Here is an 18,367-nt window from a genome sequence, read left to right on the forward strand (position 1 = left end):
ACTAGCACATGAGTGAACAAAACGGCAAGGACCTGGTTGAGGCCGGAAGCGGGCAAGCGTTGGCGGCCAAGAGCGAGGTTCATCCCGCGCTTAGAGGGCTGTCCGAACTGACCATGCCCCGTCAAATCGGCTTGATGCTCGGGTTGGCGCTCAGTGTCGCCATCGCGGTTGCCGTTGTGCTATGGTCGCAGGAGCCTTCCTATGGCCTGCTGTTTGCCGAAATCGGCGACAAGGATGCCGCCGACATTCTTGAAGTCCTCGATACGCAAGGCGTCAAATATAAAGTCGACACTCGTTCCGGCGCGATCATGGTGCCGGCCGACGAAGTGCGTGAGCTGAAGCTTAAACTGGCCGCTCAGGGATTACCCCGCAGTAAAAGCCTGGGTTATGACCTGCTGGACAAGGATCAGGGCTTCGGTACCAGTAAAAATGTTGAAATGATGCGCTTCCGGCGGGCTCTGGAAGGCGAGATCGCGCAGACCATCATGGCGATCCAGAATGTGAAATCGGCCCGGGTGCTGTTAGCCTTGCCCCAGCAGTCGGTGTTTGTGCGGGAGCGCAAGAAGCCCAGCGCCTCGGTCCTGGTGCACTTATATCAGGGCCGGTCACTGGATAAGGGGCAAGTCGAATCGATAATTCATTTGGTCGCCTCCAGTGTTCCTCAACTGGAAGCCGAGCAGGTCACCGTGGTCGATCAAAGAGGACAGTTGCTCAATAGCAGGGATTCGGCATCGGAGGTTTATCTGACCTCCAGGCAGTTTGAATACAAGAAAAATATTGAAGAGCACCTGATGGAGCGCATCAGCAATATTTTATCGCCCCTGGTCGGCCGGGACGGCATGCGCACGCAGATTTCAGCCGATATAGATTTTACCGAGACGGACAGAACGCAGGAAATGTTCAATCCCGACTTGCCGGCCTTAAGAAGCGAGCAGACATCCGAAGAGCAAAGTACTTTGTCCGCCGTGCAAGGCATTCCCGGCGCCTTGTCCAACCAGCCCACGCCCGCCGGTATCGCGCCGGAAACGGCAGCCGGGCAGAATTCTGCCGCGAACCCGGCAAAAGCATCCGGTTCAGCGACAAAAACCGCCACCCGAAATTTCGAACTCGATAAAACCATCACGCATACGCGTCTGGCCACCGGCATATTGCGCCGTTTGTCCGTCGCCGTCGTTGTCGACGACCGGCATATAACCCAGGCGGACGGGACGATAAAAACCCAGCCTTACGCCCAGGAAGATATCAATCGCTTCAGCGACCTGGTCAGGCAGGCTGTCGGTTTCGACAACAGCCGCGGCGATCAGGTGACTGTCACCAATGTCGCATTCAGGGGGGCGGAGGAAATGGAGGCCTTGCCCGAGGCCCCGGTTTGGGAACGGGCCTGGTTTCTCGACCTGATAAAACAGGTGGCGGCGGTATTGGCGCTGGTATTGCTGTTTTTGGGTGTATTAAGGCCCACTTTCCGCAGTCTGGTCGGGCGCGAGGCCGAAGAGAAAAAAGCCGATGCGGCGACAGAAGCGGAGAGCGGAGCGGCTAATGACAACAAAGACGGCGTGCCTGTGGCGGTGCCGGCCGAGCAATACGCGGCTCCGCAGCCGATGGAAATGGACGACCTGCTGCTCTTGTCGGCCCCTCAGAGCTACGAGAAACGTCTGGAATATGTGCAAAGGCTGGTCGATGAAGATCCGAAACTAGTCGCGCAAGTCATTAAATCATGGGTTAGAGATGGCTAACGATATAGATTTGACGCGGACCGAGCGTGGCGCATTGTTATTATTTGCGCTGGGTCAGGAAAGAGCCACGGCCGTGTTGAGGCATATGGGGCCGAGGGAGGTGCAGCTCATAGGTTCGACGATGGCGACTTTGGGCAGCATTTCGCCGGAAATGGTCGATGTGGTGCTGGAGGAGTTTATTGTCGCGGTGAGAAACCAGACGGCACTGGGCATTGATTCGGAGGAATATATTCGCAATGTATTGACCAATGCCTTGGGCGCCGACAAAGCCAGCAGCATTATCGACCGGATTTTGCTCGGCGGCAGGAGCAAGGGCATCGAGCAATTGAAATGGATGGATACGCGCGCCATCGCCGATTTGGTGCGTTCCGAGCATCCGCAGATCGTCGCGATCATTTTATCCTTGCTGGACAGTGACCAGGCGGCCGATATCATGATGTTCCTGCCTGAAAACATGCGCTCCGATCTGCTGATGAGAATTGCTTCCATAGAAGGGGTGCAGCCATCCGCGTTGCGGGAACTGGATGACATTATGGAAAAGCAGTTGACGGGCGGCGAGAATATCAAATCCTCATCCATCGGCGGCATTAACACGGCCGCCAATATTTTAAATCTTATGGAAGGGGCGGTCAGTGATGTGCTGCTGGAGGAAATAGCCGAAAGCAAGGCCGAACTGGCGCAAAAAATACAAGATAAGATGTTTGTCTTTGAAGATCTGCTTTCGTTGGATAACCGGGGGATGGAAAAACTGTTGCGGGAAGTTTCAACCGATCAGTTGCTGCTGGCGTTGCGCGGCGTCAGCGACGGGCTTAAGAATAAAATATTCGGCAGTATGTCCAGGCGGGCGGCTGAGATGCTGCGGGATGACCTGGAGGCCGCACCGCCTACCAAATTGAGTGAAGTGGAGATGGCGCAGAAGGATGTTCTGGCGATTGCCAGAAAGCTGGCTGATTCGGGCGAGATTAATTTTGGCGGCGGCGGCGATGTGCTCATCTAAATCAAACGGCTTTTCCTCCTCCGAACTGGCGCTGCTGAAATTATGGGACGTGCCCGATGTGTCTGGTGCCGAGACGGTGGCAATATCGGAGCCCGTCGATATCGATGAAGAGCCGACGCCGGTTTTGACGGTTGAGGAAATTGAATTGATGCAAAAGCAGGCCTATGACGAGGCATTTGCTCAAGGCAATAAGGAAGGGTTCCGGCAGGGCTTCGAAGACGGCGCGAAAAAAGGCTACGAGGAAAATGCGCACTTGCTGCGTGAACAGGGGGCCATGTTTGCCAGTCTTCTTGAATCCCTGAGCGAGCCGTTCAAAGCGCTCGATGAAGAAGTTGAAAAAGAGCTGGTCAGGCTCGCTATAAGCATCGCCACGCAAATTATCCGACGCGAAATCAAAATGGACGCGGGGCAAGTGGTTGCCGCGGTCAAGGAGGCGGTCAGGGTGCTGCCATTGGCCTCGCAAAAAATCAGCTTGCATCTGCATCCGGACGATGCCGAGTTGGTGCGTTCCGCATTGTCGCTGGATGAGATGTCGCCGCCTTGGCGCATTATCGAGGATCCGCTGATTACGCGCGGCGGCTGTAAAGTCGATACCGAGGTTTCGCATATTGACGCCACGATAGAAAACCGTTTGGCTGCCGTGATAGCGAATTTGTTCGGCGGTGAACGCGCGCAAGACTGCAGGGAGGCGGAGAGGGTCCCTGCTAGGGCGCAGGGAGCAGACGCCGGCGACGGCATGGATGAAGGCGGTGGAGCACCAAAAGCAGACGCTTTAGGCGAAGCGGAGGCTAAAAATCCGTGATTCCTGACGTCGATCGGTCTCGAATCTGGCTGGCTCGGTTGAAACCTTATGCCGAAAGATTGCAGGAAGCGCCTGAGCTGATTGTTGAGGGCAAGCTGTCGCGCATGGTCGGGTTGACGCTGGAGGCGATTGGATGCCGGGCCGCCATCGGCTCCCGCTGCCAGATCGAAACCAAAAGCGGCAGGATTATTGAAGCCGAAGTGGTCGGTTTTGCCGGTGCGCGGGTGTTTTTGATGGCGACCGGAGAGCTGCATGGGCTCGAGCCTGATTGCCGCGTGATTCCGATGGGCAAGGGCAGTCTGGCCAAGGTGGGGTTCGGTTTGCTCGGGCGGGTTCTGGATGGTTCCTGCAGGCCGCTCGACGGCAAGGGTCCGCTTAAAGCCGATGAGCAGATTTCGCTGACCGGAACGCCGATTAATCCGTTATCGAGAAAGCCGATTCGCGAGCCGCTCGATGTCGGCGTCAGGGCGATCAATTCAATGCTGTGCGTGGGGCGTGGGCAGCGCATGGGCTTGTTTGCCGGGACCGGCGTCGGCAAGAGTATTCTGCTGGGCATGATGACCAAGTTTACGACCGCCGATATCGTGGTCGTCGGTCTGATCGGCGAGCGAGGTCGAGAAGTTAACGAGTTTGTGCAGAAAATCCTGGGCGAGAACGGTCTGAAAAGAGCCGTTGTCGTCGCGACGCCGGCGGATGACCCGCCGTTGATGCGTGTGCATGGGGCGCTTCTGGCTACCAGTATTGCCGAATATTTCCGCGATCAGGGGCTGGATGTGCTGCTGCTGATGGACTCATTGACGCGGTTTGCGCAGGCTCACCGGGAAATCGCCCTGGCGATAGGCGAGCCGCCCGCTACCAAGGGCTATCCTCCATCCATCTTCGCCAAACTGCCGCATCTGGCGGAACGGGCCGGTAATGCCGATGAAGGCGGCGGGTCCATAACGGCATTCTATACGGTATTGGCCGAGGGCGATGACACGAATGACCCTATCGCCGATTCGGCCCGCGGCGTCCTGGACGGGCATATTGTCCTGTCCAGAAACCTGGCGGAAGCCGGGCATTTTCCGGCGATCGATATCGAAGCCTCGGTTAGCCGTGTCATGCCCGATATTGTTGATGAGGCGCATCTGCAGATGGCGCGAGAAGTGCGCAGACTCTATTCTCTTTATCAACAAAACCGCGACTTGATCAGTGTCGGCGCTTATCAGCGCGGCGCTGATCCTAGAATCGATAAAGCCATCGAGAAAAATGCCGCGATTTTGGCGTTCCTGCAGCAAGACATGAATGAGCCTGTCGACATGAGCCGGAGTCTCAGCGATTTGCAAATTTTACTGGGCATCAAAAATGAGTGAGGCGCATAAGTGAAAAGGTCACAGCGTATTCAAACGATCGTCGAGATTAAGGCGTCCCAGGAAAAAAATTCCCTGGAAGTCTTAGGAGCGGTGCAGCGGAAAAAGGCCGAATTGCAGGCGCAGCTGGATAATTTGAAGCAGTACCGGCAGGAATACCAGGAGCGGTTTGACCGGCTCGGCGGAGGCGGCGTCAAGGTTGCGCAATTGTTGGAATTTAGGTCGTTTATTGAAAAGCTGGATAAGGCCATAGCGGGGCAGGAACAGGCGATGCGGGCCATGGATGCCGACCTGGCGGCCAAAAGAAAGGTTTGGGAAAGCGCGCATCAGCAAACCAATAGCCTGCGCAAGGTTTGTGATTCCGCTTTGCAGACTGAGACCAGGCAGGCCGGCAAACTTGAGCAGGCCGCGCAGGACGAGTGGGCATCGAGATTTTTCCAAAGCAGTTCGGGTGGCGCGAAAAATGCTTAATAGGCCTTCAGGATTTTAGGAGAATTGATATGAATGTAGACAGCGCGAGATTTCCCTCTTTGCCGGTTCAGGGGAGCGCTAAAGAAGCGTCGCCGTCTTTAGCGGCGGATGGCGCGATGCCCGAAGGCTTTGCAGACACCTTGATGGCGCGGATTGAAATGCTGATCGAATCCAAAGGCTACAGTTTGCCTAAGTCCCCGCAGGAGGCTGGCGGGCTCGAAAATATCAATGCGCGCCTTACCGGCTTGCCGCTCGATAAGGCTGATGCGCAAGAGCTTGCCGCTTTATTCGGCAAGGACTTGCCGGCGGCCTCGGAAATAAATGCCAGTGAGGATCTTGAAGCCGTGCTGGTTACTTTAAAGGATATACTAAAGTATGTTGCCAAAGGCGAGGCTGCGCAGGGCATGGTGGCGCCCGAGTTGGAGGATGGCGAGTTGGAGAGGGCGCAGATCGACGATAAAATTGAAACGGTCATGGGACATGCGGGTCAAAATGCGGCTGTTATCGTGATGGTTCCCGAACAGACGGCTGCTCACAGGCATACGGAGCCAGCCAGCGACGATCAATTTAACGATCAGGTTGGTGATGTCCGGGGAAGTGACGCGTTATTGACGGCTGTCGACGCTTCGCCTGTTGCCATGCTGTCCGCACCGGAAACCACCGGCAATGAGCTGGCACGCGCGGCAGCCAGTCAAGAGAAGACGATTCCCGGTTTGACAAAGGCGATGCCTGAAGCAGGTCAGCCGCAGGCTTCGGGCGAGGATGCAGTGTCCGCTGATTTTGGCCAACAGGAAGAGGTTCTGGGGCAGACTCTCCTGCGGGAGCCGGGCAGCGAATTAAGTTCTCCTGGCAAAGAGGGTAAAGCGGAAAAGTCGATGCAAAGCGAGGGGCAGCTTCCTGTAGTAGATGGAGAGAAAACCCTGCCTCGGGTTACGGCGGATCTTAAGCAGGTAATGGATAATAAAATCGATATGCCGGCCATTACCAAGCCCATCGCGCATCCGGATTGGCATCAGGAGCTCGGGGAGCGGATCATCTGGATGAGCAATAAGGCAATAACGGCAGCGGAAATCAAGCTGAATCCTCAGCAATTAGGGCCGGTTTCTGTCCGGGTCGATGTTAATCAGGATCAGGCGTCGGTCGCTTTTACCGCTCAGAATGCGGTGGTAAGGGAGGCGCTTGAAGCCGCTATTCCCAAGTTAAGAGACATGATGAGCGCACAGCAGCTCAATCTGGCCGATGTCAATGTCGCACAGAATTTTTCCTCTGGCCAGGAGCAATCTCATCGTTTCGCTCAAACAGCCGATGCCAGGACACATGGCTCCGTACCCATTGCGGCTGATGCGGCGGAGGAGCTCGCCAGCGGTCGGGCGGCTGTCAGCAATGGTTTGCTCAGCCTCTATGCCTAGTACTCAGTCAATTTAATTATGATGGGTAAATTGTAGGTGCGAATGATGGGTAAATTGTAGGTGCGAATTCATTTATGCCCTATGGGTACTGGTGGCTTGAGGGTATTCGCACTCTATGACTGCCCTACAAATTTTACTCGTTAAAACTAAGGCTGATTAAGTAATGGCGGATGGTCGAATATTGTTTTCGCAAAGCAGTTTTGGCATGCAGGCTTTCCAATATAAGAAAAAGCCCCTATAATAGTCGGTTCTTTGGGGCATTCAGCCTCTCCTTGCTTTACCATCCTTGAGCTAAACGGGGGTGGAAGGCTTAAAACCGAAAGGAAAAATTATGCGGCATTATGAAATTGTCTTTTTAGTCCATCCCGACCAAAGTTCTCAGGTTCCGGCGATGATTGATCGTTACAGATCAACTATCGAAACGGCATCCGGTAAAATCCATCGTTTGGAAGACTGGGGGCGCAGACACCTGGCTTATCCTATTAACAAAATTCATAAAGCACATTATGTGTTAATGAATGTCGAGTGCGATCAAGCTACACTGGAAGAACTGGAAAGCGGCTTCCGGTTCAACGACGCTATCTTGCGTAGCATGACTTTATTGCAAAAAGAAGCGATTACCGAACCTTCTCCGATCGCCACAGCGACAGCCGAGGAAAATAAAGCGGCTGAATCCAGAGCCAAAGATGCGGCGGCCAAAGAAGCGGCGGCAGACACCGGTGCGGAAGATAGCCTGGACGATGCCGATGAGAGCTTCGATATTGACGAAGCCGCTTCTGAATAAAACTTTTAACACTTGGATACGAGATTACTATGGCACGCAACGTAAGACGCAAAAAATTCTGCAGATTCAGCGCGGAAGGCGGTACACAGATTGATTATAAGGATCTGGATCTATTAAGCGATTATATTACCGAAACCGGCAAGATTGTTCCTAGCCGTATTACAGGTACCAGCGCTAAATATCAAAGACAGTTAGGCGTGGCAATCAAACGTGCGCGTTTTATTGCCTTACTGCCATTCTGCGACGCTCACAAATAATCACTACCAGGCCGGGGTAATCAGTGAGATTTCTAGCAGCTTATATTATGCGAGGCCGGCTGCAAGCCATGATAGTGGCTTCCAGTCTCGCATTGTTGTCACTGATCATACCTCCGGTAAGTATAGTAAGTTCAGCCTCTGTTGCGCTCGTTACGTTAAGGCGGGGTGCTTTTGAAGGCTTATATGTTTTAGTCTGCTCAAGTGCGGCGGCCTCACTATTAGGCCTCTTCCTGCTAGGCAGCTACCAGTTTGCCTTGCTTTATAGCATGATGCTGTGGCTGCCTGTCTGGTTGATTTCGATTATATTGAGAGAAGGCCGCCATTTATCCCTGGCGGTTGAATTCGCGGTGCTGCTGGGCATGCTTGGGGTTGTTGGCTTTTACCTCTATGAGGCAGAGCCCGCCGTCATGTGGAAAGAGGTTCTTTCGCAGATGGTGCCGCCCAATGCGCCTGTTGACGAAATTCAGCGCACTTTGGATGTTCTGTCTCATTATATGACCGGCGTGGTGGCGGCAGGAACCGTATTCGGTTTGCTGTTTGGCCTGTTCCTGGGGCGATGGTGGCAGTCGGTGCTTTATAACCCCGGCGGTTTCAAGCAAGAGTTTTTGTCGTTGAACACGAAGCCCCGGCTGGCAATAGGCAGTGTCGCTGTCGTGGTCGTTGCGTGGGCCAGTTCCGGAGTGCTCTCCGAAGTTGCCTGGAATATGACCATCTTGCTGTTTGTGTTATACACCTGTATCGGAACGGCCGTAATGCATGCGGTTTTTGCTTCGATGAAACTCGGCCGCTATATGGTGCCGATGTTTTATCTGACATTGTTTTTGATACCCCATGCCATGTTGCCTGTAGCTTTGGTGGGTTTAATTGATGCATGGCTGAACTTGCGAAACAAAATTTCAAATCAAACTAACGCCTGACGGCGCAAAAATAATTAGCTAAAACCGAAAGGTGAGGTATTAAAAGATGGAAGTTATTCTTCTTGAAAAGATAGCAAACTTGGGTAACCTGGGTGATAAGGTCACGATTAAACCAGGCTATGGCAGAAACTATCTGGTTCCACAAGGCAAGGCTGTTGTTGCAACGGCTAAAAAAATTGCTGAATTCGAGGCGCGTCGCGCGGAGCTTGAAAAAATTGCCGCCGAGAAACTGAGCGCCGCTCAAGCACGTGCGAATGCATTGAGCAAACTCGAAGTTGTCATCACGCATAAAGCAGGAGATGAAGGCAAGCTGTTCGGTTCTATCGGTACGCACAATATCGCTGATGCGATCACAGCGGCAGGTGTTGCCATTGAAAAGCACGAAGTACGTATGCCGACAGGCGCGATTCGTCAGGTTGGCGAATACGATATCGACATCAACCTGCATACGGATGTTGTCGTAACGATACCTGTCAAGGTTGCGGCTGAAGCATAATAGTTAAAGGCAAAAGGGACAAGGCAACAGGTAAAGCGACGGCTTTTCAATCTTGTGCCTTGAACCTTGTGTCTTCTTAACATGCGTGCTTTTTATTCCGCCCTTTTTTATCTGCTTATCCCCTTCATACTGTGCCGCCTGCTCTGGCGGAGCATCAAAGCGCCGGCTTACCGCTGTCGATGGCGCGAAAGACTAGCCTACTATACTAAACCCTATGCGCCAGGCGTCATCTGGTTTCATGCCGTTTCAGTCGGTGAGGCCGAGGCATTGTTTCCACTGATCCGTCAGATACAGAACCTACATCCTGATGCGCGGCTGTTAATCACGACTACGACACCTACCGGGTCCGCACGCGTTAAGGCGGTACTGCAGGAATCCGTTGAGCATGTTTATTTGCCGTACGACACGCCCGGCGCCGTCAGCCGTTTTATGCGCTGTTTTAAACCGGTTATCGCCGTTATCGTGGAAACGGAAATCTGGCCCAATCTGTTCGCCTGCTGCGGCGGAAACGGTATTCCTCTTTATTTGATCAATGCCCGATTGTCGGAAAAATCGGCGCGCGGGTATCAAAAAATCCCCTCACTGGTGCGTCCGGCCTTGGCGCAGGTTAAATTGATCGCCGCGCAAACACAGGATGATGCGGACAGATTCATCGCGATTGGCGCCGAAAAACAGCGAGTGACTGTCGCAGGAAATATCAAGTTTGATGTTGAAATTGGCGATGAAACGATAGGGCGGGGGCGGCAGTTAAAACAGGATTTGTTCAAGCGCCGGTACATCTGGTTAATAGCCAGTACACATAAGGATGAGGAAGCGATATTTCTCGATAGTTACAAACAGATAAAGCCGCAAATTCCTGAGTTGCTACTGGTCCTGGTGCCGAGGCATCCAGAACGGTTCGGCGAGGTCAGGAAGTTGTGCGAACAGCAACGATTGGCCGTAGTGACGCGCACATCCGGTGATGACTGTCGCCAGGATACGGATGTTTATCTGGCCGATACGATGGGCGAATTGAAAATGCTGTACGCTGCCGCCGATGTCGTGTTTGTCGGCGGCAGCATGGTGCCGGTGGGTGGCCATAATATGCTGGAGCCTGCCGCGATCGGCGTGCCGGCTTTGTTCGGTCCTTTTATAGCCAATTTCAAGGAGATTGCCGGAGGGATGCTGGCGCATGATGCGGCCATACAATGTCAAGATAAGGATGAGATTGTCAAAACCGTTTATCAACTATACAAGGATGCCGCTTACGGCGCATCGCTCGTGGCAAAGGCCAAGGCCTTTGTTCGCCGGAATCAGGGGGCGAAAGCCAGACTGTCTAAAATGCTCGATCAGGCCATCGCTCAAATAGTGCGGTAGCTTGAGATAACGCATATCAAGCTCTGGCGCACGCCCAGACATCAACCCGGCCGACTCCGGCTTTTTTCAACAAGGTGGCGAGTTCATTGACGGTTGAGCCGGTCGTCATGACATCATCGATAATGGCGATATGACCCTCTTGAATCGGTTTCACCAGTGAAAAGGCGTTTTTCAGATTCTTACGCCGCTGTTTGGCCGGCAGGTCGGTTTGATGCGGTGTATTGCGATGCCTCCGGCATGACTCAAGATCGAGAGGCAACTGTAATTCACGGGCGACGGTTCTGGCGATTTCCAGCGACTGGTTGAATCCCCGCTGGCGGTAACGGGCTTTATGCAGCGGCACGGGCATAATGCGATCCGGCATTTCCGCCGTTGTCTTGACATGCTCGGCCAGTAATTGGCCGAGCAGGCGCGCATTCTTGTATTGGGCATGGAATTTCAGCAATGTTATCAAGTGCCGCATGGCGCCTTGATGCGTGAATGGCGCATAAGTCCGGTCATAGGCGGGAGTCTGGTTTTGGCAGCGGCCGCATGGCATCTCAGTCTCTATTTCGAAAGATTCGCCGCAGCGGTAACAGCACGGATTGTTTCTGAGTAAATGGATATAGCAGGCATAGCAGAGGTCGCGCGAGGCAAATCCTGTGTTTCCGCACAAGATGCAGGTAGGCGGAAGCAGGTAATCCTGTATAATATCGATCCAGTTGTAACCTATTTTCATTTGGACAGGTTGACAAGTAGCATGGTTGTCTTCCTTAATAATAAATACCGTAGCCGGAGATTAACAGAATGTCTGCAAACCCTGCAATAAACCCGATTCAGCAGTCGAGCTCTATCCGCCATGACTGGCGGCTGGATGAGGTTCAGGCGCTTTATGCGTTGCCGTTCAATGATTTGGTTTTTAAAGCGCAAGCCATTCATAGAGAGCATTTCGATCCAAACGAAATTCAGGTGAGCAGTTTGCTAAGCATCAAGACCGGCTCCTGTTCGGAAGATTGCGGTTATTGCCCGCAGAGCGCGCGCTACGATTCAGATTTGACGCCCGAGGCGCTGATGCCGGTCGACGCCGTTTTGAAAGCCGCCCGGCAAGCCAGAGACCAGGGTGCCTCGCGTTTTTGCATGGGCGCGGCCTGGCGTCAGCCGAAAGACCGGGACATCGAGCGCGTCGTCGAAATGGTGCAAGGCGTTAAGGCGCTGGGCATGGAAACCTGCGTCACACTGGGCATGCTGACCGATGAACAGACGGCGCGGCTGAAGGAGGGCGGACTCGATTACTACAACCACAATCTGGATACCTCGGAAGATTATTATTCGGAAGTCATCACGACACGCACTTATCAGGACCGGCTGGATACCCTGGCGCGCGTCAGGGATGCCGGCATCAACGTCTGTTGCGGCGGCATCGTCGGCATGGGTGAAAGCGATGTCGACCGCTCCAAACTGTTGATCGAGCTGGCCAATTTGCCCAAGCATCCCGAAAGCGTACCGATCAACATGCTGGTGCAGGTCGAGGGAACGCCGCTGATGGGCACCGAGGCGCTGGATCCGCTTGTGTTCATCAGAACCATCGCCGTGGCGCGCATCATGATGCCCGGGTCGCGCGTGCGGCTGTCAGCAGGCCGCAACAACATGAGCGATGAAATGCAAGCCTTGTGTTTCCTGGCCGGCGCCAATTCGATCTTTTACGGCGACAAATTACTGACGACCGACAATCCGATGACTAATCATGATCTCCGGCTGTTCGAGCGTCTGGGCCTGCGTTCTGGCGGTTCCAGCTACGCATAATGACAGGCGCATCGTTGACCTTGGTCGGCGGCCTCGAAGCCATCGCCGCGCAGGGATTGTACCGTTCGCGGCGTATCGCCGAATCGCCTCAAGGCATCCATCTACAGATCGACGGCAGGAAGGTGTTGAATTTCTGCAGCAACGACTACCTGGGATTGGCCAACCATCCGGCTGTCGTTCAGGCGTTTAAAGCGGGCGCCGACCGTTATGGCATCGGCAGCGGCTCGGCGCATCTGATCTGTGGGCACAGCGCCGCGCATCATGCCCTGGAGGAAGAACTGGCGGCTTTTACCGGCCGCGACCGGGCATTGCTGTTTTCGACCGGTTATATGGCGAACATGGGCGTTATCTCGGCCTTGGCCGGCCGCGGTGATACGGTGATTGAAGACCGATTGAACCATGCCTCCTTGATTGATGGCGGCCTTTTGTCCGGCGCCCGGTTCAAACGCTATGCCCATGCCGATACCCGACATCTGATCAGCCATCTCGAAACCGCGACGGGGCGCAAACTGATCGTAACGGACGGCGTCTTCAGCATGGACGGCGATTTCGCGCCGTTGCAGGCGTTGTCGGCAGCAGCCAAACGCCATGAAGCCTGGCTGATGGTCGACGATGCGCATGGCTTGGGCGTGATCGGCGCGCAGGGTCGGGGCATTATCGATCACCATGGCCTGGGTCAGGACGATGTGCCGATACTGATGGGCACGCTGGGCAAGGCCTTCGGTACGTTCGGCGCCTTTGTGGCCGGTTCCGAGACCTTGATTGAAATGCTGATCCAGAAAGCCCGTACTTATATCTATACCACGGCGTTACCGGCCGCCGTGGCCGAAGCGACCCGGGCCAGCTTAAAAATCGTCTTAGCTGAAAACTGGCGCCGGGATAAGCTGAAAATGCTGTCCGAGCGCTTCAGGCAGGGCGCGCAACAGCTCGGTTTGCAGTTGCTGCCGTCGTCCTCGGCCATTCAGCCCATTATGATCGGGGACAGTCAACGCGCGATAGATATCAGTAATGCCTTGCTCAACGAAGGCTTGCTGGTCAGCGCGATACGCCCGCCTACCGTGCCGCAAGGCAGTGCCAGACTGCGCGTAACCATGTCAGCGCAACATGAAACACAGCATGTCGACCGCCTGCTAACAGCGCTTGATCAACTGCATTTATGACAAGACTCCATTGCGAAACCTTCGGTCAGGGCCAGCCGGTTGTCCTGGTGCATGGCTGGGCCATGCATTCCGGCGTCTGGCGCGATTTTGCCAAGGCTTTGGCTCGGCATTGTCAGGTTACCTGCATCGATTTGCCGGGGCATGGGCGCAGTGAAAAAATCACGCCGTTTGCACTGGAACAAATCAGCGCGGCATTAGTGGAATCGTTGCCCGACCGGCCTTGCTGCTGGCTGGGCTGGTCCTTGGGCGCTACGGTTGTGCTTGATGTTGCCGAGCGCTTCCCTGAGCGCGTTGATTCGCTGGTATTGCTGGCGGGTAATCCGCTATTCGTGCAAGCGGAAACCTGGCCGGGCATGGAGGCTTATCAGCTGGATGCATTCATCGATGGCTTAAAGGCCAACTGTCAGGCAACTTTATCACGTTTTCTGGCGCTACAGGTGAAGGGCTTGGTGGACTGTAAAACAGTATTGAAAGATCTGAAAGAAGCCGTATCCGAGTATGATGTGCCGGATCGGCAGACATTGCTGGATGGCCTGAATATCTTGAAACAGTCGGATTTGCGCCCGTCCTTGTCCAGACTGAAGTGCCCGGTATCGGTCATATTGGGCGGCAGGGATAAATTGATTCCCGTTTCTGTCGGGCAACAGCTGCCGCAGTTGAATGCCGGTTGCGAAGTCAACATTCTCGATCAGGCCGGGCACGTGCCGTTTTTATCGCATCAGCAAGAAGTTCTGGCGGTTATCGCCCGTTTTCTGGAGCAGAGATGAGCGCTGATTTCGTGTTAGAAAAAAACAAAATCAGACAATCTTTTTCAGCGGCCTGTGCGTCCTACGATGCTGTCGCCGAATTACAGCGCACAGTTGGCAGGGACTTGCTTGGTCGTATCGAAACGGACAGGCTGGCCGGTACTGTGCTGGATATCGGTTGCGGCACCGGTTTTCTAACCGCGGAGTTATTATCATGGCCGGGCGCTAAACATATGCTGGCGCTGGACCTCGCGCTGCCTATGCTGCAAATCACGCGCGGGAAGCTGGCCGATGCCGGCAATGTCTGGTATTTATGTGCCGACGCGGAAGCGTTACCGGTTGCGGATCATGCCGTTGATCATGTGTTCTCGAATCTGGCTCTGCAATGGTGTGAGGATCTGGAGCTTGTTTTCAATGACATCAGGCGCATTCTAAAGCCCGGGTGTCAGCTGATTTTTTCGACATTTGGGCCGCGTACTTTGCGGGAACTGAAAAGCGCCTGGGCGGAAGTTGACGATTATAGCCATGTTAACGAGTTTTTCAGCCAAGAACAGCACGGTTGTTTTCTTGAACGAGCCGGCTTTCATCGGATAAGGACGGAAAGTCAACTGCATAGGCCGACTTATGACTCCGTCCAGGACTTGATGAAGGAACTGAAGCATATCGGCGCGCATAACGTGACTGCGGGGCGAAACAGAAGGATCACGACCAAAGCGCAGATGCAGGGCATGATTGCGGCTTATGAAGCGTTTAGAAACGGCGGACGGATTCCTGCCTCCTTCGAGGTTATCATGATTACCGCACGGGCATAATCGCATGAAAAAAGGCTATTTCATTACCGGCACCGATACTAATGTCGGAAAAACCTGGACGACTATTGCGCTGATGCGCTACTTCAAAAAGCAGGGCCAATCCGTGGTCGGCATGAAACCGGTCGCATCGGGCTGTCTGTTAACTAACCGCATCCTGAAGAATGAAGACGCGCTGTTGATTCAGGAGAATGCTTCATTGCCCGTTGATTATGAGCTGATCAATCCCTATGCCTATGAAGCCCCTGTTTCGCCCCATATCGCCGGCGCCGATAATCCGGTGCAACTGGATAAAATCGTTGGCAGCTTTAATCGCCTCAAAAAATTGGCCGATATCGTTCTGGTTGAGGGGGCGGGCGGCTGGCTGTCGCCAATTAATGCCACGGAGGATGTCTCCGATCTGGCAAAAGCACTGAACCTGCCAGTTATTATCGTGGTGGCTATCAAGCTGGGCTGCATTAATCAGGCGAAATTAACCGATCGGGCCGTCCGCTGGTCAAATCTTTCTTGTGTGGGCTGGATCGCTACATGCACCGATCCTGATCTGTTGAACCGGGAGGAAACCATTCTAGCTGTCAAAGCTGCTCTGGATGCGCCTTTGTTAGGCGTATTGCCGTATTCTGCCCGGGCTGATTTTGATGAGCTGTCAGCGAATATATCGGGTGATCTGAATAAAAATTGATCTAGGTCAACATTTGGACAGGTGTAAAAACTATAATTTTTGTGCGGTTATTATAAAAATTATTGAGGAGAACGTATATGGCTTTAATTACTTGGACTGCTAGTCAATTTGGTACTAATGTAGGATTCGCCGATGACGAACACAAAACGTTATTTGATAAGCTGAATAAGTTGTATGATCTGGCAACCGGCGGGGCAGAACGTTCTGCTGTAGGAAATCAGTTGGATGACCTGATTTCTTATGTTGTCGAGCATTTCGCACATGAAGAGAGGGAAATGCAGGCAAAAGATTTTAATGGTTATACGGCTCACAAAGCCGAGCATGACGCTTTAGTCAGCATTTGCGCCGGGCTGCAAACAAAATTTCATGCCGGCGAGGCAGATGTTACGGAGGAAGTCGGTCAAATGGTGAAAGGATGGCTGGATCATCATATTCCTACATTCGATATGGCTTATGCTGATGCATTGAATAGTTAAGCAATAATTCAATAATCAAAAAAAAGGCTTGTGAAACACGGCTTCACAAGCCTTTTTTATGTCAACAGTAAAAAGTTATGAGATACATCTTGTTGCATGCTCTAATAATTAATTGCTTCAACAAAATAATATAAAGCTCAGTTTAATCGAATTATATTTTAAGTTTTGTGGCTCTTGTATCTGTTTTTTTAAAGAAAAGCAGCTAAAATTCATATAGAAAATCTTTCGCATGAATATTTGAGAGTTAATGCATGATTATTTGCCGGAAATTGATTACTTGCAGTGAGGGACCAAAAGACACTTCTGAATTCCCCGAGCGTAATGTTTTTTTGCCATCAGACTCGAATATCTTTCATTTTGCCGATCACGAATTACCTGAGCAAACTTTAAAAAATCTTGTTTTTCATATTGCCAGAAAACCAAGGCAATTAATCGCTCATATTCAGCGAATTTATTATTGTTACTCCGCCGATTTATCGGAACAGCTTTTTGCTGCGCTGGTTGATTTTCTGGTCATTTTAGACCGGCGCGGTGCAAAAATCAGCCGGCGTATGATAAAGGGTGCAAGATCCAAGCTCTCTCGGGAACAATATAGGTTGCTGCAGGCGTTTATGGTTAATGAAATGGATGTCGCCTTGCTGGCAGGAAACCAATATTCTATTTTTACAAGGGGATTGATTGGCACTCAAAACTTAGTGCGACTGGTTGATGCTTCAGAAGAACAAACGTATGACCCGCTGGATTTGGCTCGTGATTATATTGAATACAGTCAGCTTACTGAAGCAAAAGACGTGCTGGAAAAGGCTATTATTAGCGAACCGCACAGGCTGGAATTGCATCAGGGCTTGTTGGAACTTTATAAATCAACGCACGACGTTTCAGGATTGAAAAAAATGGTTGAGCTTTTCGCCACCTTGGATATAGCCATGCCCGATGGCTGGAATGAATTAATGGCGATTTTTATGAGCGGGAACAATGAACGATAAACGCAAAAGCCCTTTAAAAGTTGTGCTTCATGGCATGGATGGGCGCACTTATAAAACAATGGTGATGTATCTTCAAGGGCCTTGTAAAGGCGCGGCCATTGTTGTTGAAGATATAGATGCCGAAGTCGATATGATTGATGCCGACTCCGTCAATGCCAAAACGTTACTTGAGCAGAAGCAGGCTGAAAACTCGGTCAGGCCAATTATTGTCTTATCCTTAAAAGAACAGAAGCTGGAAAATGTATTATATGTAAAAAAACCGGTAAGGACAGCGGAGATGCTGGATGCCTTGGCTAAAGCCGAGGCGATGTTGACTGCACGACAAAAGTCGAGCGGTAATGTTCGGGCAGACAGGAAGTTATTTATTAATACGGATGAGCGGAAAAAAACATCCAAGCATCAAACAGCGATGCATCTTGATGAAGGGAATTTCAATGCATTTATGGGCTCTATCCCTGGTCTGGACGTAAATGATCCGAAACAATTTCCTAATGCTTTTTATAATCCCAAAGAGTATTTCCAGGGATATTTTCAGTCCGCATGCCTTATTGCCCAGACAAAAAAGCAGGTATTGCATCTCAACTCAGGTTGGAAGTTGCTGATTATTTTTCCTCATAATCATGAAGTCTGGCTTGATGCGGACGACAAACAGTTGAGATCGTTTGCCGGACTGCCGATTAATAACCTGTCAGGTGAGGGGATGTCGCTTACTCCAGCGAGTGCGCATGTGTTATCTGCCGAGAACGCGCCGGAGAAATTCCATAATCTAGACGCCTTCCTGTGGAAGCTGGCTGTATGGACGTCAAGGGGGCGTTATCCTGTAGCCCTTGATATTCATAAACCGGTTTTTTTAAAACATTGGCCGAACTTCACCCGCCTTATTGTCACCCCTCATGCATTAAGAATTTCAGCATTGCTTATAGCTGGACCAAGAACTTTGCCTGATATCGCTGAAATTTTGAAAATCAAGCCCCAATATGTATTTGCTTTCATCAGTGCCGCGTATGCACTTGGCCTGATTAAACAAGCTAAACGGCAAGCCGATGAAATCATTCAGCCTCCAGTCAGCAAAAATAATGAGCGACAAGGGTTATTTACTCGAATTATCAGCAAGTTACGTGGACATAAAACATAAAGTTGGGAACAATATAACAA

At 52.2% G+C, this 18,367-nt stretch carries 20 protein-coding genes; 19 read left to right on the forward strand and 1 reads right to left on the reverse strand.

Annotation, left to right across the window (positions count from 1 at the left end; genetic code table 11):
• Positions 1-8 precede the first annotated feature (8 nt).
• The 11 genes from fliF to waaA all read left to right on the forward strand — a co-directional run bounded on the left by fliF (position 9) and on the right by waaA (position 10,571).
• On the forward strand, positions 9-1,733 hold the full coding sequence (gene fliF / locus METMA_RS0114185; RefSeq protein ID WP_020159756.1) for a flagellar basal-body MS-ring/collar protein FliF: 1,725 nt from the start codon (positions 9-11) through the stop codon (positions 1,731-1,733).
• The gene (fliG, locus tag METMA_RS0114190; protein ID WP_020159757.1) at positions 1,726-2,730 is read left to right on the forward strand and encodes a flagellar motor switch protein FliG; all 1,005 of its coding nucleotides are present in this window, start codon (positions 1,726-1,728) and stop codon (positions 2,728-2,730) included. Before fliF ends, fliG begins: the two co-directional genes overlap by 8 nt.
• Entirely contained in the window at positions 2,717-3,532 is an 816-nt protein-coding gene (locus tag METMA_RS0114195; RefSeq protein ID WP_020159758.1) for a flagellar assembly protein FliH, read from the forward strand. The genes fliG and METMA_RS0114195 overlap by 14 nt, the downstream gene beginning before the upstream one ends.
• Complete coding sequence (fliI, locus tag METMA_RS0114200; protein WP_027147343.1) at positions 3,529-4,884, forward strand: flagellar protein export ATPase FliI; 1,356 nt, start codon at positions 3,529-3,531, stop codon at positions 4,882-4,884. Before METMA_RS0114195 ends, fliI begins: the two co-directional genes overlap by 4 nt.
• Positions 4,885-4,893: 9 nt before the next feature.
• The gene (fliJ, locus tag METMA_RS0114205) at positions 4,894-5,352 is read left to right on the forward strand and encodes a flagellar export protein FliJ (RefSeq protein ID WP_020159760.1); all 459 of its coding nucleotides are present in this window, start codon (positions 4,894-4,896) and stop codon (positions 5,350-5,352) included.
• Positions 5,353-5,381: 29 nt separating this feature from the next.
• Positions 5,382-6,761 carry a flagellar hook-length control protein FliK gene (locus tag METMA_RS25800; protein WP_020159761.1) on the forward strand — a complete coding sequence of 460 codons (1,380 nt, stop codon included), beginning with the start codon at positions 5,382-5,384 and terminating at the stop codon, positions 6,759-6,761.
• A gap of 331 nt (positions 6,762-7,092) precedes the next feature.
• A complete protein-coding gene (gene rpsF, locus METMA_RS0114215) occupies positions 7,093-7,545 on the forward strand; it encodes a 30S ribosomal protein S6 (protein ID WP_020159762.1) in 453 nt (150 codons plus the stop codon).
• 29 nt (positions 7,546-7,574) lie between these two features.
• Entirely contained in the window at positions 7,575-7,802 is a 228-nt protein-coding gene (gene rpsR / locus METMA_RS0114220; RefSeq protein ID WP_020159763.1) for a 30S ribosomal protein S18, read from the forward strand.
• Between the two features lie 47 nt (positions 7,803-7,849).
• On the forward strand, positions 7,850-8,719 hold the full coding sequence (locus tag METMA_RS0114225) for a YybS family protein (RefSeq protein WP_232216360.1): 870 nt from the start codon (positions 7,850-7,852) through the stop codon (positions 8,717-8,719).
• A gap of 46 nt (positions 8,720-8,765) precedes the next feature.
• Positions 8,766-9,215 (forward strand): 50S ribosomal protein L9, encoded by a 450-nt coding sequence (gene rplI / locus METMA_RS0114230; protein WP_020159765.1) that lies wholly within the window; start codon positions 8,766-8,768, stop codon positions 9,213-9,215.
• 81 nt (positions 9,216-9,296) lie between these two features.
• Positions 9,297-10,571 (forward strand): lipid IV(A) 3-deoxy-D-manno-octulosonic acid transferase, encoded by a 1,275-nt coding sequence (gene waaA, locus METMA_RS0114235; protein WP_020159766.1) that lies wholly within the window; start codon positions 9,297-9,299, stop codon positions 10,569-10,571.
• 16 nt (positions 10,572-10,587) lie between these two features.
• On the opposite strand, the gene METMA_RS0114240 is transcribed toward waaA, so the two are convergent.
• On the reverse strand, positions 10,588-11,289 hold the full coding sequence (locus tag METMA_RS0114240) for a ComF family protein (protein WP_020159767.1): 702 nt from the start codon (positions 11,287-11,289) through the stop codon (positions 10,588-10,590).
• Between the two features lie 68 nt (positions 11,290-11,357).
• Between METMA_RS0114240 and bioB the strand changes: the two genes are divergently transcribed.
• The 8 genes from bioB (at position 11,358) to METMA_RS0114280 (ending at position 18,347) form a co-directional block, all read left to right on the forward strand.
• Entirely contained in the window at positions 11,358-12,353 is a 996-nt protein-coding gene (gene bioB / locus METMA_RS0114245; protein ID WP_020159768.1) for a biotin synthase BioB, read from the forward strand.
• Positions 12,353-13,513, forward strand: a complete 1,161-nt coding sequence (bioF, locus tag METMA_RS0114250; RefSeq protein ID WP_020159769.1) for an 8-amino-7-oxononanoate synthase — start codon at positions 12,353-12,355, stop codon at positions 13,511-13,513. Before bioB ends, bioF begins: the two co-directional genes overlap by 1 nt.
• The gene (bioH, locus tag METMA_RS0114255; RefSeq protein WP_020159770.1) at positions 13,510-14,280 is read left to right on the forward strand and encodes a pimeloyl-ACP methyl ester esterase BioH; all 771 of its coding nucleotides are present in this window, start codon (positions 13,510-13,512) and stop codon (positions 14,278-14,280) included. Before bioF ends, bioH begins: the two co-directional genes overlap by 4 nt.
• Positions 14,277-15,071: a malonyl-ACP O-methyltransferase BioC gene (gene bioC, locus METMA_RS0114260; protein WP_020159771.1), complete on the forward strand. Its 795-nt coding sequence runs from the start codon at positions 14,277-14,279 to the stop codon at positions 15,069-15,071. The genes bioH and bioC overlap by 4 nt, the downstream gene beginning before the upstream one ends.
• Positions 15,072-15,075: 4 nt before the next feature.
• Positions 15,076-15,750: a dethiobiotin synthase gene (gene bioD / locus METMA_RS0114265; RefSeq protein WP_020159772.1), complete on the forward strand. Its 675-nt coding sequence runs from the start codon at positions 15,076-15,078 to the stop codon at positions 15,748-15,750.
• Between the two features lie 77 nt (positions 15,751-15,827).
• Positions 15,828-16,226, forward strand: a complete 399-nt coding sequence (locus METMA_RS0114270; protein ID WP_020159773.1) for a bacteriohemerythrin — start codon at positions 15,828-15,830, stop codon at positions 16,224-16,226.
• Positions 16,227-16,477: 251 nt separating this feature from the next.
• Positions 16,478-17,212: a type IV pilus assembly protein FimV gene (locus METMA_RS0114275; protein WP_036250922.1), complete on the forward strand. Its 735-nt coding sequence runs from the start codon at positions 16,478-16,480 to the stop codon at positions 17,210-17,212.
• Positions 17,202-18,347 carry a hypothetical protein gene (locus METMA_RS0114280; RefSeq protein WP_020159775.1) on the forward strand — a complete coding sequence of 382 codons (1,146 nt, stop codon included), beginning with the start codon at positions 17,202-17,204 and terminating at the stop codon, positions 18,345-18,347. The genes METMA_RS0114275 and METMA_RS0114280 overlap by 11 nt, the downstream gene beginning before the upstream one ends.
• Positions 18,348-18,367: the final 20 nt, after the last annotated feature.

This window comes from Methylobacter marinus A45 (genome assembly GCF_000383855.1).
Taxonomy (GTDB): domain Bacteria; phylum Pseudomonadota; class Gammaproteobacteria; order Methylococcales; family Methylomonadaceae; genus Methylobacter; species Methylobacter marinus.